We start from the raw sequence: 15,837 nt of genomic DNA on the forward strand, positions 1-15,837 counted from the left end.
CATGAGCACCGAGCTGCAGACCATTATCGACCAGGCCTGGGATGATCGCGACAGCGTCTCCACCGAGACGACCGGCGAGATCCGGGATGCGGCTGAAACCGCGATCGACCTTCTCGACAGCGGCAAGGGCCGCGTGGCGTCGAAGCAAGGCAACGGCGACTGGGTCGTGCATCAATGGCTCAAGAAGGCTGTTCTGCTCGGCTTCCGCCTCAACCCGATGGGGCTGGTGGATGGCGGTATCGCGGCCGGCAAGTGGTGGGACAAGGTCCCGTCCAAGTTTGAGGGGTGGGGCGAGGAAAAGTTCAAGGCTGCCGGCTTCCGTGCCGTACCGCCCTGTGCCGTGCGCCGGGGTTCCTTCATCGCGCCGGGCGCTGTCCTGATGCCGTCCTATGTCAATCTCGGCGCCTATGTCGATGAGGGCACGATGGTCGACACCTGGGCCACGGTCGGCTCCTGTGCGCAGATCGGCAAGCGGGTTCACATCTCCGGCGGTGTTGGTATCGGCGGCGTTCTGGAGCCGTTGCAGGCCGGCCCCGTCATCATCGAGGATGATGTCTTCATCGGTGCCCGTTCCGAGGTCGCCGAAGGTGTCATCGTGCGCGAGGGCGCGGTCATCTCGATGGGTGTCTTCCTGGGCCAGTCGACCAAGATCGTCGATCGCGAAACCGGAGAGATCACGCGCGGAGAGGTTCCGGCCTATTCCGTTGTCGTGCCAGGCACACTGCCCGATCCCAAGGGTGGTCCGTCGCTGGCCTGTGCGGTTATCGTCAAGCGCGTGGACGCTCAGACGCGTTCAAAGACCTCGATCAACGACCTTCTGCGTTAAGCCAGACCTCGACACCTTTCGCGGCGGCCAATCCCGTCGCGAAGGTCGCCTGCAGCAGATAGCCCCCCGTCGGCGCATCCCAGTCCAGCATTTCCCCGGCAACAAACGTCCCGGGGATGGCTTTCAGCATCAGCTGTTCATCCACTGCCGAGCGGGCAATGCCACCTGCCGAGGAAATGGCGCGGTCGAGACCGCGCTGGGCTGTCACGTCCAGCGGGATGGACTTGATGTGCGCTGCCAGGGCCTTCGGCTCACGCGGAACCTCACCGGTCTCGCGCACCAGGGCTGCGGCCTGGGGTGCCAGGCCCAAAGTCTTGCGCAGGACAGTCGACAGGGATTGCCCCTTGCGCGCCCGTTCCAGTTTCGCGGCCAGCTGATCGGCAGTCTGGTTGGGCCGCAGATCCAGTCGCAGCTCACACGCGCCTAGCCGCAGCGCATTGCGGATCGGTTCAGACAAGGCATAGACCGCGCCGCCTTCCAGGCCGTAGGCCGCAATCATCGCCTCTCCGGCCACACGCTCCTCGCCGCAGCTCAGGGCAATCGTCTTCAGGGGCTCGCCGGCGAAACGCTCGCGAACGACATCGCTCCAGCCGATCTCGACACCGCAATTGGATGCCTGGAACGGGACAAGGTCCACGCCCTTGTCCTGCAGCATCCCGGTCCAGCTGGCGTCCGACCCCAGCCGCGGCCAGCTCGCACCGCCCAGTGCCAGGATCACCGCATCACACTGAATCTGAACGCTTTCGCCGGCATCGTTTTGGAAGCGCAATGATTGCTCATCCCACCCCGTCCAGCGCGTTCGGAAATGGAATTCAACACCCAGCGCGTCCAGCCGCTGGCGCCAGGCGCGCAACAGCGGCGAAGCCTTCATGGCTTTCGGAAAGACCCGGCCGCTGGATCCGACAAATGTCTCCGCGCCCAGACCGTCAGCCCAGGACCGGAGATCCCCCGGCGAGAAGGCGTCCAGGACCGGCGCCAGCCAGTCCGCCGCCTCACGATAGCGCGTTCGGAAGGCTTGATCGGGTTCGGAATGGGTGAGGTTCAGCCCGCCGCGGCCGGCCATGAGGAATTTGCGGCCAAGCGTCGGCATGCGTTCAAACACGCTGACGCGATATCCGCGCTGACCGAGATTTTCGGCCGCGAAAAGCCCGGCAGGGCCTCCCCCTATGATGGCGATGTGCGAGCCCGATGACATGAGGCATGTCTAGGCGGGCTCGTGCAGAATTCCTAGCCCTGCGCTGATGCGCCGCTATCGAATCCAGCTCGAATCTGATCGAATGAACTCAACTGAACAAAGGGGCGCGCCATGAGTGATGAAATGACCAAAGAAAAGCCAGCCGCAGCTGATCCGGCAGCGCCATACGGTTCTGCAAACAATCCGTCCGAACACGATGTTCTGAACCGTCTGGGCAAGGACGAACCCTATTTCATCATCCGGGGTGGGGACCCGCTCTCCGACGCGCTTGTCGAACTGCACGCCTATATCGGTGCCGGTCAGAGTGGCGCAGCGCACGACACGCTGGAACGCATCCTGGCACTGACAGCGCAGGAACCGCCGCGCCCGGTCGGATCACCGAAATATCGCGAGACATTCAAGATCTCTGTCTCGATGGAACGCTATCGCGAAACGCATGGTCGTTCGCACTAGCTGATCAATACGGTTCATCACGCTTGTTGGTGAACACAGCCGGTTTCGAGTAACGTCCGGGCCTCACCCGCAGGTCGATGTCCGGGTACTCACCGGCATCCTCGTCACTGCGTGACCCGATCGCCAGGAAGACACAGTCCGCATCCGACCTGTTCTGCAGGTGATGGCCATTGCGTTCGCCTGCCGGAAAAGCTGCGGCCTCGCCCGGGCGCATCACACTCTCACCGTCATCAGTGACCAATACGGCCTCGCCCTCCAGCATGACAACCAGCTCGTCCTCATGAGTGTGCCAGTGCCGCTGGGAGGACCAGCCTCCCGGTTTCAGACGAACCTGGTTGACGCCGAACTGGGTCAGCTCGCCTGCGGAAGCCAGACCTTGCCAGGACCGCGCCAGGCACGGCTCGTCAAACGGCGCGGGATAGCTTGAGCCGGACTTCTGCTCGAGCTCGGCGATACGAAATTTGCGCATGGCTGCATCCTCATTCTGGTCCGCACGAACAAACCGGTTATGTTCGTTGTATGGACACGAAAACAGGCCATTCCAATCCCCTCGGGCTCGCCCAAAGACTGATCCAGCGCCCGTCGATCACCCCGGTTGATGCCGGCGCGCTTGATGTCATGCAACAGGCCCTGGAAGAGCTCGGCTTTTCCTGTCGGCGTTATCGTTTCGAGGATGTCGACAATCTCTATGCGCGCCTGGGTTCGGCCGAGCCGTGCTTCATGTTCGCAGGTCACACCGACGTCGTACCGCCGGGCGACGAAGAGGCCTGGACAAAGCCGCCTTTCGAGGCCGAGACCGATGACGGGGTCCTGTGGGGGCGTGGTGCCGCCGACATGAAGGGCGCGCTGGCTGCCATGGTCGCTGCGACGTCGCGCCATCTCCAAACCGGTGAATTGCGGGGCTCGATCGCCTATCTCATCACGGGTGACGAGGAAGGTCAGGCCATAAATGGAACCAAGAAGGTCCTGCAGGCCCTGGCCGAGGAAGGTGAGACGTTCAACCACTGCCTGGTGGGCGAACCAACCAACCCGCACCAGCTGGGTGAGACCATCAAGTCCGGCCGCCGGGGCAGTCTCAACTGCACCCTGATCTCGCGCGGGCGCCAGGGCCATGTCGCCTATCCCGAGCGTGCCGAGAACCCGATCCCGCCCTTGATGGCGGTGATCAACAAACTGCTCGCGCGCACACTGGATGAAGGCCATCACCCCTTCCAGCCTTCCAATCTGGAAGTTACGACGATCGATGTGGGAAACCCGACAACGAATGTGATCCCGGCCGAGGCACGGGCGAATTTCAACATCCGTTTCAACATCAAGCATACCGGCGATGAGCTCAGCCGCTGGATCCGGGACGAGGTAGCGCTGGTCGATCTCGATTTCGACGGCTCGATCGACGCCAGAATCCACGTCACCGGCGAAGCCTTCCTGACCCCGGCCGGGGAATTCACTACCCTGCTTCAGGATTGTGTCGAGGCTGAAACAGATCGCCGCCCCTCGCTGACAACCGGCGGAGGCACGTCAGACGCCCGCTTTATCCAGCTTTACGGACCGGTTGCCGAGTTCGGCCTTGTCGGCGCGACAATGCACCAGGTCGACGAGCGCGTGTCTGTTAGTGATATTGAAAGCCTGACCCGCATCTATACCCGCATCCTGGATCGCTATTTCACGGACACGCCTGCATGATCCGCCTGATCGCAGAGGCCTATCTCGCTCTTGACGGCGCCCTCAAGGCGCTGACCTTCAAACCCGGCTGGGAGGCCGAGTTTGATGTCAGCATGAAAGGGTTCTGGCACTCATTCGCAGCGATCATTCCGGCCACGATTTGCCTGATCTTCATCCATGTCGGCAGCGTCGATGCGGGCAGCCAGATCTCGCTGGTCCACCGCTTCATCCTGTTCGGCGTCTCCTGGGTCTTGTTCCCGGGGGCCGCAGCGATTGTTGCCGTGGTGTTGGGTGTGAAAGACCGTTTCGTACCCTGGGTGATCCTGCACAATTGGGGCGTCGTCTGGCTGTGGATGTTCCTGGCCCTGGTTTCGCTGATGCGCACCGCCGGCTTGATGAGCCAGGACTTCTTCGTCTTCGTGATGTTTCTCTACAGCTATCTGCGCTTTCTCGCTCACTGGAGGATTGCCTATGTCAGCCTGGGTCTGCCGACCATCACCTCGGCCTTTGCCACAGCGGTGCCACTGGTGATGGGCTTCATCTCCCAGGTTCTGGTCTACCAGGCCTTTCTGCCGGCATCCTAGGCGCCTGACTTTCCGGGATAGTCCACTGCTGTCAGATACAGGCCATCCGGTGGTGCAACCGGGCCGCAGCGGCTGCGATCAGCTGCGTCCAGGGCGGACTTGAAATCCTTCGGCGTCCACTTGCCGACACCGACCTCCACCAGTGACCCCGTGATCGAGCGCACCTGGCGATGCAGGAAGGAACGCGCCTCGATGGTCAGCTGGACTTCCTCGCCATAACGGGCGACGGCGACACGATCGATCGACTTGACCGGGCTGTCGGCCTGGCACTGGGCATCGCGGAAAGTGGTGAAGTCATGTGTCCCGACCAGGAATTGCGCGGCCTGGTGCATGGCGTCGGCGTCCAGCGCCCGCGGCACCCGCCAGACCTGACCACGATCCAGCGTCAGCGGTACACGGCGATCGATGATGCGATAGAGATAGTGTCGCTGGGTGGCCGAGAACCGCGCATGGAAGTCATCCTCCACCCGTTCAGCGTCGAGCACCGCAATCGGGTTGGGTTTGAGGTGATAGTTGAGCGCGTCACGGACCTTGTCTTCGGCCAGGTCCTTGGCGAGGTCGATATGCGCGACCTGCCCCAGCGCGTGCACACCACTATCGGTGCGTCCCGCGCCCTGGACAGTCACTTCGGCCTGGTCGAGCCGCGCGGCGGCCTTCTCGAGCTCTTCCTGGATCGAGGGGGCATTGTCCTGCCGCTGCCATCCGGAAAACGGCCCGCCATCATATTCGATCGTCAGCTTGTAACGCGGCATCAGCCCAGCACCGTTCCGGCCGGGATTGACGTGCCCCGCAGGAAGTCCTCGGCCTTCATCGCGCCCTTGCCCTCGCGTTGCAGCTTGATCAGGCGCACAGCGCCATCGCCACAGGCAATAGTCAGCGTGTCGTCGAGGGCGGTTCCTGCCCCACCCTCTGCGGAAACCGTCTCGGCCAGCAGGACTTTCACCCGCACCGGACCCTTCTCGCTGGCCAGCTGGAACCACGCTCCCGGGAAAGGCGAGAGGCCGCGGATATGATTGGCCAGCTCCGCTGCGGGCCGGGTCCAGTCGATACGCGCCACCTCGGAGGAAATCTTGTGCGCATAGGTCACGCCGTCTTCGGGCTGCGGCACCGCTTCCAGCGAACCGCGTTCCAGCGCCGAGAGCGTGCGTGGCCACATCAGGGCACCGGCCTCCATCAGTCGGTCATGCAGGCTCGCCGCCGTATCCTCGGATTTGATGGGAACCACTTCGGACAACAGGATCGGACCGGTATCAAGGCCCGCTTCCATCTGCTGGATCTGCACACCGGTCGTTGTGTCCCCCGCCATAATGGCGCGCTGGATCGGCGCCGCCCCCCGCCAGCGCGGCAACAGGCTGGCGTGCAGGTTCAGGCATCCATATTCCGGCGCGTCCAGCGCGTCCTGGGGCAGGATCTGGCCATAAGCGACCACGGCCGCCACATCGACATCCAGCGCGCGGAAACCGGCAATCACCTCGGGGTCCCGGAAACTGGCCGGCGTCTCGACGGGAATGCCCAGAATCTCGGCCAGCTGATGCACCGGCGTTTTCTGTTCGGACTGCCCGCGACCACGGCGACGCGGTGGCTGGGTATAGACGCGAGCGATCTCGTGCCCGGAAGCGGCGATTTCAGCGAGAGAGCGCGCAGCGAAGTCCGGCGTGCCCATGAAAGCAATGCGAAGTGTCATGACGCGGCTTAGAGCGCGCAAAACGGGGTCTCGTCAAGCCTGCGGACAGGCTTATTCGCTGCCCCAGGCTGGCGGCGGCAGCTCGACTTCCTCGGTCAGGTCGAACGTGACTTCAAAATGTCGATTGGGGCGGTCCAGCCCGTAGGTGAAAGTCTCGTCCGTGACCTCGATCGACCAGATATTGTCGATGGAGGCGAGATAGCCCTGTTCCTCGAACATCTGACGAGAGAAATCATCGGCCGGAAACTCGGCGCGCAGACCATAGGGTTTCTCGAGCGTGTCGCCACCGTACTGGGACAACGCGTCCTCGGTACCATCCTCATGCCGATGATCGTGCTTGAAGCGCAAACCATGATCGATCTGGGTAATCACGAATGTGCGGCTGTGGTCATCGCCAACATGGAACGGCGCGCGTACCTCGCTCGGCGAACAATCGCGGAAGTGAATGACCAGGCGTTCCGACGCCCAGTCGGCATCACGTGGATCATCACTGGTGATTTCACCTGCAAAAGCCTTGCCGCACAACGCATTCATGCGTGCAATCAGCTCCGCACCCGGCGGAGTTTCAGCAGTACAGGATACAAGCATGCCGGCCGCACACAGTGCGCCCAGACCACGAATAATCAGCATTTTCGCCCTCCCAAGCCCGCATACACTGACGTGAAACAGGCAAAGGTCAACTTACACCAGCACTCCTTCCAGGTTGGAATAAATACATTTCCAGATCACCGGATAGTCTGTGCGCGCCGAGGCGCTATCTGTGTCGAAACGACAGGAGCTTGGTATGACCGATACAGCCAACGCACTCAAATCACGACCGATTGATCATGTTCATCGCGGCATCCCCACGTCCGACGGCGCCGGCGTGAAGCTCACTCGCCTGCTCGGCCATCAGGGCCTGATGCAGCTCGATCCCTTCCTGATGCTCGACTATTTCAGCTCCGACAATGCCGATGACTATATCGCCGGCTTTCCGGAACACCCCCATCGCGGTTTCGAAACTGTCACCATCATGATCGAGGGCAAGATGCGCCATGGTGACAACAAGGGTCACTCCGGGGTCATCGAAAACGGCGGCATCCAGTGGATGACCGCAGGACGCGGCATCGTGCACTCGGAAATCCCTGAGCAGACTGATGGCCGCATGTGGGGATTCCAGCTTTGGGTGAACCTGCCCAGCCATCTCAAGATGACAGATCCGGGCTATCAGGAGTTTCCGCGCGAAGAAATCCCGGTTGATGAACGCGATGGCGCCTCTGTCCGGGTTCTGGCAGGCGAGCTGGCCAGCGGCCTTCGCGGTCCGGCACGCAGCGCGGCAATCGATCCGCTTTTGCTCGACATCACCCTGCAGCCTGGTGCCCGTTTCGTTGAGGCGGTGCCCGCCGAGCTGAACGGCTTCATCGCCGTTTATCGTGGCCGGGTGACGGCTGTCGATACCGAAGTCTCCACACCGGCCCTGGCCGTGTTGGGCAAGGGCGATCAGCTCGACCTTGTCGCCGGTCCGGATGGCGCCAGCCTGCTGATCGTTGCCGGCAAGCCGATCGGCGAACCGGTCGCGCGGTACGGCCCCTTCGTCATGAACACCCAGGCGGAACTGCAACAGGCCGTCACCGATTTCCAGGCGGGCCGCTTCTAGCCCCTAGGCAAGTTTCAGGAGAAGAGGCATGGGCCTGCTCGTAGACGGGAAGTGGCAAGACAAATGGTATGACACCAAGGCCTCGAAGGGACGCTTCGTGCGGTCCGAAGCCCAGTTGCGCAACTGGATCACCCCTGACGGGGAAGCCGGGCCAACCGGTCGCGGTGGCTTCCGGGCCGAGCCCGGGCGCTATCATCTTTATGTGTCCTACGCCTGCCCGTGGGCGCACCGGACTCTGATCTACCGTGCCCTGAAGGGGCTCGAGGATATGATCTCTGTCTCGGTTGTACACTGGTTCATGGCCGAGAATGGCTGGACCTTTGCCGAGGACAAGGACGGGATCGTCGGCGATGACCTCTTTGCCAAGAACTTCATGTACGAGGTCTATCTGCAGTCCGAGCCGGACTATTCCGGGCGAGTGACAGTGCCGGTGCTGTGGGACAAACGTACCAACCACATCGTTTCAAACGAGAGTTCGGAAATCATCCGCATGTTCAACTCTGCCTTTGACGGTGTGGGCGCCAGCCCGGGTGACTATTATCCCGCTGACAAACGTGCAGAGATCGATGCCATCAATGCTCGCGTCTACGACACGCTGAACAATGGCGTTTACCGCTCAGGTTTTGCCACGAACCAGGACGCCTATGAAGAGGCCGTCATCCCACTGTTTGAGACGCTCGATTGGCTGGAGGACATTCTCTCCCGCCAGCGCTATCTGACCGGTGACACACCGACCGAAGCGGACTGGCGGACGCTGCCGACACTTCTGCGCTTCGACATGGTCTATTTCGGGCATTTCAAATGCAATCTGCGCCGCATTTCGGACTATCCGAACCTGTGGGCTTATACACGTGACCTGTACCAGACGCCGGGCATCGCTGCTACCTTCAACCCGGACCATGCCAAGGCGCATTATTACGCCAGCCACGACACCATCAATCCCACGCGCATCGTGCCGGCCGGTCCGGTGATCGACTTCATGCAGCCGCACGGGCGGGGCTAGTCCCCGCCAGCGGCCTCCTCTTCCAGGAAGAAAAGCTCATCCACCGAGGCGCCCAGCGCCTCGGCCATTTTCAGAGCGAGAATGGTCGAGGGCACAAAGATCCGGTTCTCTACCGTATTGATCGTCTTGCGTGTCACGCCAACAGCTTCGGCAAGCTGAGCCTGGGTCATGCCCTGCTCAGCGCGCCGTGCCTTGATGCGATTGCCCAGTTCGCTGACCTTCATTCCGCGTCACCGTCATCATCCCCGCCCATGCTGAGCAGGACAAAGGTGATCAGCGGCACGGAAATGCCGACAATCAGCAGGGCCCGGATGGCAATTTCCGCCGAGAACGTCACGAACATGTCCACTGCGAGCAAAGCTGCGATTGCGCCAATCAACGCCATATAGCCGATCCGCAGGGCGATGCGTTTGTGCTGGTCGAACAACTCGTCCTGGAGCACGGACTGGACCTTCGCCTTGGAAACGCGCCCTGCATAGACAAGGAACATGAAGCTTGCGAGGGCCCAGCCGATCGCGCCGATCAGAACAGAGAACACGATGACCAGGTTCGGCTCATCGCCGCCCCACCCGCGTTCGACCACCAGATCCTCGGCCAGCTGCCCACCCTGCCAGACAACAAAGGACAGTGCTGCCAGCGACAGCGTCATATCGCGTTGCCGGATTAGCTTGTTGATCGTGTCCATTACCATATCCTCGTGTAACTCAAACGCTACATGATACGCAAACGTTACATAATGGGCAGTCAAGGTTACATACAGGAAAAACCCGCCGGGCCAGGCCGCGGCGGGTTTTGATGCTCAACTGGATCGTGAGATCAGGCCGCGTCGCGACCCTTTTCCTTCTCGTACTTCCTGACCTTCTGGACCGCGCGCTGACGCTTGAGTCGGGAGAGGTAATCAATGAAGAGAACACCTTCCAGATGATCCATCTCGTGCTGGATACAGGTCGCGAACATGCCTTCCGCGATCTCCTCCACCTCGTTGCCGTCATAATCGAGATAGGTGATCTTGATACGGTCTGGCCGCTCGATTGTCTCGTAGTAACCCGGCACGGAAAGACAGCCCTCGTCATAGGGACGCTTCTCACCGGACGGGTCGGACAGCACGGGATTGACGAAGAACTTCGCCTCGGCCTTTTCCTCCGGTCCGGACAGATCCATCACGATGATGCGCTTGGGCACGCCAACCTGGATCGCGGCAAGACCGATACCATCGGCCTCGTACATCGTCTCCAGCATGTCATCCATGAGCGCACGGATCTCGTCATCCACCTTGTCGACAGGTTGGGAGATCTCTTTGAGGATCGGGTTCGGGACCGTCAGGATTTCACGAATAGCCATAGCCGTTAGATAAGCCTGCAAGCTTAACCGATCAAGAAGATGACGCGGCTGGGGACGACGGCTCAGGCCGTGTCGTCTTCGAGGCGCGCCGGTTCGTGTTCGATAGCCGGCAGATCGGCTCCGCCCTCTGCGGTAGCAAGCAGTTCGTCCGGCAGGGATTTCTTGGTCTGGGCACCGAGCTTCTTGAGCATTTCCGCCTGGCGGATGACATTGCCGCGACCAGAAACCAGTTTCGATTTCGCCTCGCCCCAGCTCTGGTGCGCACGATCAATCTGCACGCCCACCTTCTCCAGGTCCTCCACGAAGCCGTTGAACTTGTCGTAGAGCGCTCCGGCCCGCTCGGCGATGGCGCGGGCATTCTGGTTCTGGCGATCAATCGTCCACAGGTTCTGGACCGTGCGCATGGCCATCATCAGCGTCGTCGGCGTAGCGATCATCACCCCGCGGGAGAAGGCATCACTCGACAGCTCGGTGTCGTTCTGCAGGGCCAGGGAGGCTGCGCCCTCCAGCGGAATGAACATCACGGTGAAGTTCACCCCTTCATAAAGGGCATCATAATTCTTCTCGCCCAGCGACTTGATATGGGTGCGCACGGAATTGATGTGCGCTTTTACCGCCGCGCCACGTTCCGCATCATCATCGGCATTCACCGCTCGCTCGAAATCCTTGAGCGAAACCTTGGAGTCGATGACCAGACGCTGCTGGCCCGGCATCTCGACGACGACGTCCGGACGCAGGCGACGACCATCCTCGGTGGACTTGGTCTCCTGGGTGAAAAACTCATGCCCCTCGCGCAACCCGGCCTGTTCCAGGATCCGGGCCAGCACCAGCTCGCCCCAGTCACCCTGGACCTTGGAGGATGAGCTCAGTGCCTTTGTCAGGTTCTGCGCCTCTTCGGACATGCGCTTGGCGTCATTGTGCAGGGTCTGCATCACCGCCTCGATCTTGCTGGTCTGACCGGACCGGGTCTCGGCATCCTTGTTGACCTGGCTTTCCAACTTTCCGAGCTGTTCCCGCAACGGCGTCAGCAGGCGCTGCATGCCTTCCGCGCCCTGTTTGTTCAGCTCCTGCCCGGAACTTTTCAGGATCTCGTTCGCGGTCAGCTTGAACGCCTGGTTCATCTCCTCGCGCGCGGCCTTGAGCTCGGCCAGGCGCGCCTGCTGGTGTTCGCGCTCTGCCTTCTGTTCCGACTGCAATGCAGCAAGCGTTTCCGACAGACGCAGCTTTTCCTCCTGGACCCCGGTGAGACGCTCAACAGCGGCATCACGTTCGCGCAGCAACTGGGCTTCCAGTTCGCTGACACGCTCGGCGCTGGCTTCACCGGAGGTCTCGGCCGCCACACGGGCTGTTTCAGCGGTGTGAACACGCTCGCGAGTCTCGCTGATCTCACTCTCGAGCGCGGCCAGTTTTGCGCTCGGCCCGCGGCGCGCGAGGACAAAACCCAGACCTGCGCCGGCGAGAAGAGCAGCGGCTGCCGTGGTACCCATCAGGAGAAGCGAATCCATGTCGAACATCCGAATCGTTGAACTGGCCTGACCCTAACACGCCCGACCAGACAAAACCTGTCACCCCACATGAAAACCCTTGCACACGAACAGCCCAGCGCAGATGCTGGGATGTCTGATCAGTCTGGCCCAGGGGATCCCGCATGCGCCCACAGGCATTCTACAAATCGGTGTTTCACCAGCTGGTGCACGAATTCCATCCGCGCAGCATTCTGGACGTGGGTTGTGGATCCGGCCGCTGGGTCCGTGAATTGCGCGAACAGGATATCAATGCGACCGGCATCGACACCTCGCCCTACGCTCATGCCACCAACCCCTTTGTGAAGACCGGACGGGCCAGCGATCTGCCGGTCGAGGACCAGTCCTTCGATCTCGTCTGCAGCGAATTCAGCGCTCATCATTTCCGTGATCTCGCCGGACATCTACGCGAGGCCTGCCGGGTCGCTACACGTGGCATCGCCATTCTCGACCCCTGGTATGATGACAGCATTCCCTCGCAGCGCTCGGCCCGGGCACTGGATGAATGGATGAAGGCGATCGACCGCGCGGCGGGCGAGAGCCATCACAATTGCTACAGCGCCCAGGACTTCCTTGCGGCCATGCCGGATGATGTCGCTTTCACGCCGCAATTCATACACTTGCTCAAGCCGGATCCCATCCCGGACGACAAGCTGGACGAGATGATTGATCATCACCGCAAGAAGGCGCAGTCCGACGAGGCTCAGTCTGCCTTGCCACCGGTGCTCGCGCAGATCGAACAGGACGGGATCAGCCAGGATGGCGCAATTATTTTCATAGCCCGTTTCTGAAACGGACAATCCGGCCCCCGACTTGCATTCCCCCCCCTGCAGGTGAATTGGGAGCCTGTCCATGCACGTCGAAAACGTATCAATCAAGGACATCACGACCGAGCAGATCGTGCAATGGAACCGCTGGGCGGCTCCGAATGGCACGCTCGCGAGCCCTTACTTCCGGTTCGAGTTCGCGGAAATCGTTTCCTGGGCGCGTGACGATGTGCGGGTCGGCATTATTCGCGATGGTGAGGAAATCCTCGCCTATTTCCCACACCATATGCCCAAGGACGGGATTGCCCGTCCGATCGGTGCGCCGATGAGCGACTACCAGGGTGTGATTGCTGGCGATTATTCCCGCCTCTCGCTGGATCTGGTCGCAAAGGCTGCCGGCTGTTCCGCCCTGGTCTATGACAACTGGTACTGTCCGATGGGTGGCCATCCGGGTGGTCTGCGTGAACGCGATGGTTCCGTGATCGCCGATCTGGGCGAAGGCGCGGACAGCTATTTCGCGCAGCGCAAGACGGCCTTCAAGGACCATTTCAAGAAATCTGCCCGCCGGCAGCGTGCTGCAGAGCGCGATTTCGGCCCGGTCCGTGTAGAGCTGGGCGATGCGTCCGGCGAAGCCTTTGCCGCGCTGGTGGACTGGAAGCGTCGCCAATACACCGAAACCGGCAAGCTGGATGTGATGGGCATTCCCTGGGTGCGCCGTGTGCTGGACGATCTGCGTCGCCGCGAAGGCCAGGAATTTTCCGGCCTGACGGCCTCACTCTGGTTCGGTGATCGCCTGGCCGCCGTCGAGTTCGGACTGGTGGGCGCGGACATCTATCACTCCTGGTTCCCGGCCTATGATCCGGACCTTGCCAAATACTCGCCCGGCCTCCTGCTGCTGCACGGCCTGTTCGAACAGGCACAGGATCGTGGGCTGCAACGCATCGATCTGGGTCGCGGTGGCGCGCACTACAAGAAGTATTATGCCAGTTACGAAGTCGCACTGGACAGCGGTCGCTTCCTGCGCCCGGGGTTGGCAGCACTGGGCATTCGGGGATGGGAATACGCAGAGACAGCGGCCTCGATACTGCCGAGCAAGATCGCGCAGGTCCCCTGCCGCGCACGGCGTCGCTGGGCCCAGATCAGTGCATTTGAAACACAATTCTCATCACGAATTAACTCCTTCGCGAGCGCGTTCAGCCTTTAGGCCATTGCCCCCTTTTCTCTCTTGCAAAGCAGACCTATTTTCTGGTCAGCATCCAGGGAGTTTTTCATGCGCATCGCCACTGCTTGTCTCGTTCTGGCCACTCTCGGCACCCAGGCTCATGCCCAGCCGGTTCTGGTCGAATCCGAAGTTGCAGATTTTTCGGTCGTTGAAGTCGCGACTGGTCTGGAATTCCCCTGGTCCATCGCACCGCTGGACGCGGGCAATCTCCTGGTGACCGAGCGCGAAGGCCGGCTCAACCATGTCAATGTCACCTCCGGTGAAGTCACCGCGATCCGTGGCCTGCCGGATGATATCCTGGTCAGCGGACAGGGCGGTTTGTTGGGCGTCGCGATCCACCCGGATTTTGACCAGAACCGCCTCGTCTATTTTGCCTATTCAAAAGGGACCGAACGCGCCAACCGCACCTCGCTGGCCCGCGGCCGCCTGTCCGAGGACATGAGCACGCTGGAAGCGGTCGAGACCATCTTCGATGTGAATTTCGAGAAACGGCGCGGTTATCATTTCGGCGGCCGGGTCCAGTTTATGGACGATCTGTCCGTGCTGCTGACCACGGGTGATGGCTACATGCACATGAATGAGTCCCAGAACCTGGAGAACCACATCGGTACGATCGTGCGCGTCAATGATGATGGCAGCGTACCCTTCGACAATCCGTTCGCGACGACGGCCGCAGCCCAGCCCGAGATTTACTCCTACGGCCACCGCAATGTGCAGGGCATCGCCATCCACCCGGAAACCCGCCGCGCCTGGGCGCATGAACACGGGCCGCGCGGCGGTGACGAGATCAATATCATCCGACCGGGCGACAATTACGGCTGGCCGCTGGTCACCTACGGCATCGACTATGATGGTTCGATTATCTCCGAGGAGAGCGAAGGCCCTGGCTTTACAAGCCCGGTCTGGCAATGGACGCCATCACTCGCACCGTCCGGCATGGCCTTCTATTCCGGCGATCAATTCCCGGGCTGGGAAGGCGATCTGCTGGTAGCGACACTCGCTGGTTCCACACTGCTTCGCTACGAGGTCGACAATGACTCTGTGCTGACTGAGGAACGCATGCTGTCGGACCTGGGACAGCGTCTCCGCGATGTGGCCATAGGCGTCGACGGTTATGTCTATCTGGCCGTTGATGATCTGGACGGGCGCATCCTGCGACTGGAACCAGTGGTCAACTAGCCGCGGAAATCGAACAGCTTGCGATCCGTCGCTATGTTCCGGAGCAGGTAGACAACGGGTGTGTCCAGAAAGGCCACCGAGACCTTCACCAGGACCTGACCAAGAACGATACTGGCCACGGCGGCCAAGGGCATGGTTCCGCCGAACGCGACCGTGACGAACACGATCGAGTCGAGGACCTGCGAGACAGTCGTGGAAATGTTATTGCGCAGCCAAAGGCGGTTCTTGCCTTTCTCGCGATGCTTGAGGTGATGGAAGATAAAGACACCTGACAGGGCACTCAGGCCAAAGGCCACAACACCTGCCAGATTGATCCGCATCGACGCCCCCAGCACGCTTTCAAACGCGGCATCGCGTTCCGGCGCCCAGCTATCGGCGATGCCTATAAAGGGAAAGACATCCTCCCCGCCCAGTGCGTAGCCGATCAGGATGAACATCACAAAGCGCATGACGAGGCCTGCATAGACCGTCATCAGGGCGAATGACCTGCCCCAGACTTCCGAGATAACATCCGTCTCCAGATAGGTCAGGCCGAAGGCAACCGAGCCCGCCGGGACCAGCACGACAAGGGGGCCGAAATGGAAGCTCTGGATCTTAACGGCGGTGATCGCGGCCAGGACCAGGGAGACCATGAACAGGCCGATGCAGAAGAAGAGTACGAAGTCCTTGCGATTGACGGCAAGTTCCCGCGTCGTCTTTGGATCGAGAGGATTGCTCACGCGGGGCCTCACTCAGCGCCGAAACGTCGAGTTGAGAACTAAC

General features: G+C 61.2%; 19 protein-coding genes. 9 read left to right on the plus strand and 10 right to left on the minus strand.

The window, feature by feature from the left end:
• Nucleotide 1 precedes the first annotated feature (1 nt).
• Entirely contained in the window at nucleotides 2–826 is an 825-nt protein-coding gene (dapD, locus tag JJ889_RS11145; protein WP_291895071.1) for a 2,3,4,5-tetrahydropyridine-2,6-dicarboxylate N-succinyltransferase, read from the plus strand.
• Here the strand turns inward: dapD and JJ889_RS11150 are convergent.
• Nucleotides 807–2,021 carry a TIGR03862 family flavoprotein gene (locus tag JJ889_RS11150; RefSeq protein ID WP_291895073.1) on the minus strand — a complete coding sequence of 405 codons (1,215 nt, stop codon included), beginning with the start codon at nucleotides 2,019–2,021 and terminating at the stop codon, nucleotides 807–809. The genes dapD and JJ889_RS11150 overlap by 20 nt on opposite strands.
• A 111-nt stretch (nucleotides 2,022–2,132) precedes the next feature.
• Here JJ889_RS11150 and JJ889_RS11155 point away from each other — a divergent pair, with 111 nt between their 5' ends.
• The gene (locus JJ889_RS11155; RefSeq protein ID WP_291895074.1) at nucleotides 2,133–2,474 is read left to right on the plus strand and encodes an aspartate decarboxylase; all 342 of its coding nucleotides are present in this window, start codon (nucleotides 2,133–2,135) and stop codon (nucleotides 2,472–2,474) included.
• 4 nt (nucleotides 2,475–2,478) lie between these two features.
• On the opposite strand, the gene JJ889_RS11160 is transcribed toward JJ889_RS11155, so the two are convergent.
• Nucleotides 2,479–2,943, minus strand: coding sequence for a cupin domain-containing protein (locus JJ889_RS11160; protein WP_291895076.1), 465 nt, complete (start codon nucleotides 2,941–2,943; stop codon nucleotides 2,479–2,481).
• Nucleotides 2,944–2,993: 50 nt separating this feature from the next.
• Between JJ889_RS11160 and dapE the strand changes: the two genes are divergently transcribed.
• Both dapE and JJ889_RS11170 read left to right on the plus strand, forming a co-directional pair.
• Nucleotides 2,994–4,157 carry a succinyl-diaminopimelate desuccinylase gene (dapE, locus tag JJ889_RS11165; protein WP_291895078.1) on the plus strand — a complete coding sequence of 388 codons (1,164 nt, stop codon included), beginning with the start codon at nucleotides 2,994–2,996 and terminating at the stop codon, nucleotides 4,155–4,157.
• The gene (locus tag JJ889_RS11170; protein ID WP_291895080.1) at nucleotides 4,154–4,720 is read left to right on the plus strand and encodes a hypothetical protein; all 567 of its coding nucleotides are present in this window, start codon (nucleotides 4,154–4,156) and stop codon (nucleotides 4,718–4,720) included. Before dapE ends, JJ889_RS11170 begins: the two co-directional genes overlap by 4 nt.
• Here the strand turns inward: JJ889_RS11170 and truA are convergent.
• Genes truA through JJ889_RS11185 form a run of 3 tightly spaced genes read right to left on the minus strand, consistent with a single transcriptional unit; the run spans nucleotide 4,717 to nucleotide 7,034 of the window.
• The gene (gene truA / locus JJ889_RS11175; RefSeq protein ID WP_291895083.1) at nucleotides 4,717–5,472 is read right to left on the minus strand and encodes a tRNA pseudouridine(38-40) synthase TruA; all 756 of its coding nucleotides are present in this window, start codon (nucleotides 5,470–5,472) and stop codon (nucleotides 4,717–4,719) included. The two genes, JJ889_RS11170 and truA, sit on opposite strands and share 4 nt — an antisense overlap.
• A complete protein-coding gene (gene fmt / locus JJ889_RS11180) occupies nucleotides 5,472–6,404 on the minus strand; it encodes a methionyl-tRNA formyltransferase (RefSeq protein WP_291895085.1) in 933 nt (310 codons plus the stop codon). The genes truA and fmt overlap by 1 nt, the downstream gene beginning before the upstream one ends.
• A gap of 51 nt (nucleotides 6,405–6,455) precedes the next feature.
• A complete protein-coding gene (locus JJ889_RS11185) occupies nucleotides 6,456–7,034 on the minus strand; it encodes a hypothetical protein (RefSeq protein ID WP_291895086.1) in 579 nt (192 codons plus the stop codon).
• Nucleotides 7,035–7,188: 154 nt separating this feature from the next.
• On the opposite strand from JJ889_RS11185, the gene JJ889_RS11190 reads away from it, so the two are divergent.
• Nucleotides 7,189–8,040, plus strand: coding sequence for a pirin family protein (locus JJ889_RS11190; protein WP_291895089.1), 852 nt, complete (start codon nucleotides 7,189–7,191; stop codon nucleotides 8,038–8,040).
• Between the two features lie 28 nt (nucleotides 8,041–8,068).
• Nucleotides 8,069–9,043: a glutathione S-transferase family protein gene (locus JJ889_RS11195; protein WP_291895091.1), complete on the plus strand. Its 975-nt coding sequence runs from the start codon at nucleotides 8,069–8,071 to the stop codon at nucleotides 9,041–9,043.
• On the opposite strand, the gene JJ889_RS11200 is transcribed toward JJ889_RS11195, so the two are convergent.
• From JJ889_RS11200 to rmuC, 4 genes are all read right to left on the minus strand, one after another.
• Nucleotides 9,040–9,267: a helix-turn-helix transcriptional regulator gene (locus JJ889_RS11200; RefSeq protein WP_291895093.1), complete on the minus strand. Its 228-nt coding sequence runs from the start codon at nucleotides 9,265–9,267 to the stop codon at nucleotides 9,040–9,042. The two genes, JJ889_RS11195 and JJ889_RS11200, sit on opposite strands and share 4 nt — an antisense overlap.
• On the minus strand, nucleotides 9,264–9,728 hold the full coding sequence (locus tag JJ889_RS11205; RefSeq protein WP_291895094.1) for a hypothetical protein: 465 nt from the start codon (nucleotides 9,726–9,728) through the stop codon (nucleotides 9,264–9,266). The genes JJ889_RS11200 and JJ889_RS11205 overlap by 4 nt, the downstream gene beginning before the upstream one ends.
• A gap of 131 nt (nucleotides 9,729–9,859) precedes the next feature.
• Nucleotides 9,860–10,384 (minus strand): peptide deformylase, encoded by a 525-nt coding sequence (gene def, locus JJ889_RS11210; RefSeq protein WP_291895095.1) that lies wholly within the window; start codon nucleotides 10,382–10,384, stop codon nucleotides 9,860–9,862.
• A gap of 62 nt (nucleotides 10,385–10,446) precedes the next feature.
• A complete protein-coding gene (gene rmuC / locus JJ889_RS11215; RefSeq protein ID WP_291895096.1) occupies nucleotides 10,447–11,889 on the minus strand; it encodes a DNA recombination protein RmuC in 1,443 nt (480 codons plus the stop codon).
• Nucleotides 11,890–12,032: 143 nt separating this feature from the next.
• Between rmuC and JJ889_RS11220 the strand changes: the two genes are divergently transcribed.
• From JJ889_RS11220 to JJ889_RS11230, 3 genes are all read left to right on the plus strand, one after another.
• Nucleotides 12,033–12,698: a class I SAM-dependent methyltransferase gene (locus JJ889_RS11220; protein ID WP_291895098.1), complete on the plus strand. Its 666-nt coding sequence runs from the start codon at nucleotides 12,033–12,035 to the stop codon at nucleotides 12,696–12,698.
• A gap of 61 nt (nucleotides 12,699–12,759) precedes the next feature.
• Nucleotides 12,760–13,878 (plus strand): GNAT family N-acetyltransferase, encoded by a 1,119-nt coding sequence (locus JJ889_RS11225; protein ID WP_291895100.1) that lies wholly within the window; start codon nucleotides 12,760–12,762, stop codon nucleotides 13,876–13,878.
• A gap of 66 nt (nucleotides 13,879–13,944) precedes the next feature.
• Nucleotides 13,945–15,075: a PQQ-dependent sugar dehydrogenase gene (locus JJ889_RS11230; RefSeq protein WP_291895102.1), complete on the plus strand. Its 1,131-nt coding sequence runs from the start codon at nucleotides 13,945–13,947 to the stop codon at nucleotides 15,073–15,075.
• Here JJ889_RS11230 and JJ889_RS11235 read toward each other — a convergent pair.
• The gene (locus JJ889_RS11235) at nucleotides 15,072–15,794 is read right to left on the minus strand and encodes a queuosine precursor transporter (protein WP_291895104.1); all 723 of its coding nucleotides are present in this window, start codon (nucleotides 15,792–15,794) and stop codon (nucleotides 15,072–15,074) included. The two genes, JJ889_RS11230 and JJ889_RS11235, sit on opposite strands and share 4 nt — an antisense overlap.
• Between the last annotated feature and the right edge of the window lie 43 nt (nucleotides 15,795–15,837).

This window comes from Maricaulis sp. (assembly GCF_017643475.1).
Taxonomy (GTDB): Bacteria; Pseudomonadota; Alphaproteobacteria; order Caulobacterales; family Maricaulaceae; genus Maricaulis.

Excerpts from the sequence above, each read along its gene's own strand:
- dapD (WP_291895071.1), top strand. The coding sequence starts at position 2 with ATGAGCACCGAGCTGCAGACCATTATCGACCAGGCCTGGGATGATCGC.
- JJ889_RS11150 (WP_291895073.1), bottom strand. The coding sequence starts at position 2,021 with ATGTCATCGGGCTCGCACATCGCCATCATAGGGGGAGGCCCTGCCGGG.
- JJ889_RS11155 (WP_291895074.1), top strand. The coding sequence starts at position 2,133 with ATGAGTGATGAAATGACCAAAGAAAAGCCAGCCGCAGCTGATCCGGCA.
- JJ889_RS11160 (WP_291895076.1), bottom strand. The coding sequence starts at position 2,943 with ATGCGCAAATTTCGTATCGCCGAGCTCGAGCAGAAGTCCGGCTCAAGC.
- dapE (WP_291895078.1), top strand. The coding sequence starts at position 2,994 with ATGGACACGAAAACAGGCCATTCCAATCCCCTCGGGCTCGCCCAAAGA.
- JJ889_RS11170 (WP_291895080.1), top strand. The coding sequence starts at position 4,154 with ATGATCCGCCTGATCGCAGAGGCCTATCTCGCTCTTGACGGCGCCCTC.
- truA (WP_291895083.1), bottom strand. The coding sequence starts at position 5,472 with ATGCCGCGTTACAAGCTGACGATCGAATATGATGGCGGGCCGTTTTCC.
- fmt (WP_291895085.1), bottom strand. The coding sequence starts at position 6,404 with ATGACACTTCGCATTGCTTTCATGGGCACGCCGGACTTCGCTGCGCGC.
- JJ889_RS11185 (WP_291895086.1), bottom strand. The coding sequence starts at position 7,034 with ATGCTGATTATTCGTGGTCTGGGCGCACTGTGTGCGGCCGGCATGCTT.
- JJ889_RS11190 (WP_291895089.1), top strand. The coding sequence starts at position 7,189 with ATGACCGATACAGCCAACGCACTCAAATCACGACCGATTGATCATGTT.
- JJ889_RS11195 (WP_291895091.1), top strand. The coding sequence starts at position 8,069 with ATGGGCCTGCTCGTAGACGGGAAGTGGCAAGACAAATGGTATGACACC.
- JJ889_RS11200 (WP_291895093.1), bottom strand. The coding sequence starts at position 9,267 with ATGAAGGTCAGCGAACTGGGCAATCGCATCAAGGCACGGCGCGCTGAG.
- JJ889_RS11205 (WP_291895094.1), bottom strand. The coding sequence starts at position 9,728 with ATGGACACGATCAACAAGCTAATCCGGCAACGCGATATGACGCTGTCG.
- def (WP_291895095.1), bottom strand. The coding sequence starts at position 10,384 with ATGGCTATTCGTGAAATCCTGACGGTCCCGAACCCGATCCTCAAAGAG.
- rmuC (WP_291895096.1), bottom strand. The coding sequence starts at position 11,889 with ATGGATTCGCTTCTCCTGATGGGTACCACGGCAGCCGCTGCTCTTCTC.
- JJ889_RS11220 (WP_291895098.1), top strand. The coding sequence starts at position 12,033 with ATGCGCCCACAGGCATTCTACAAATCGGTGTTTCACCAGCTGGTGCAC.
- JJ889_RS11225 (WP_291895100.1), top strand. The coding sequence starts at position 12,760 with ATGCACGTCGAAAACGTATCAATCAAGGACATCACGACCGAGCAGATC.
- JJ889_RS11230 (WP_291895102.1), top strand. The coding sequence starts at position 13,945 with ATGCGCATCGCCACTGCTTGTCTCGTTCTGGCCACTCTCGGCACCCAG.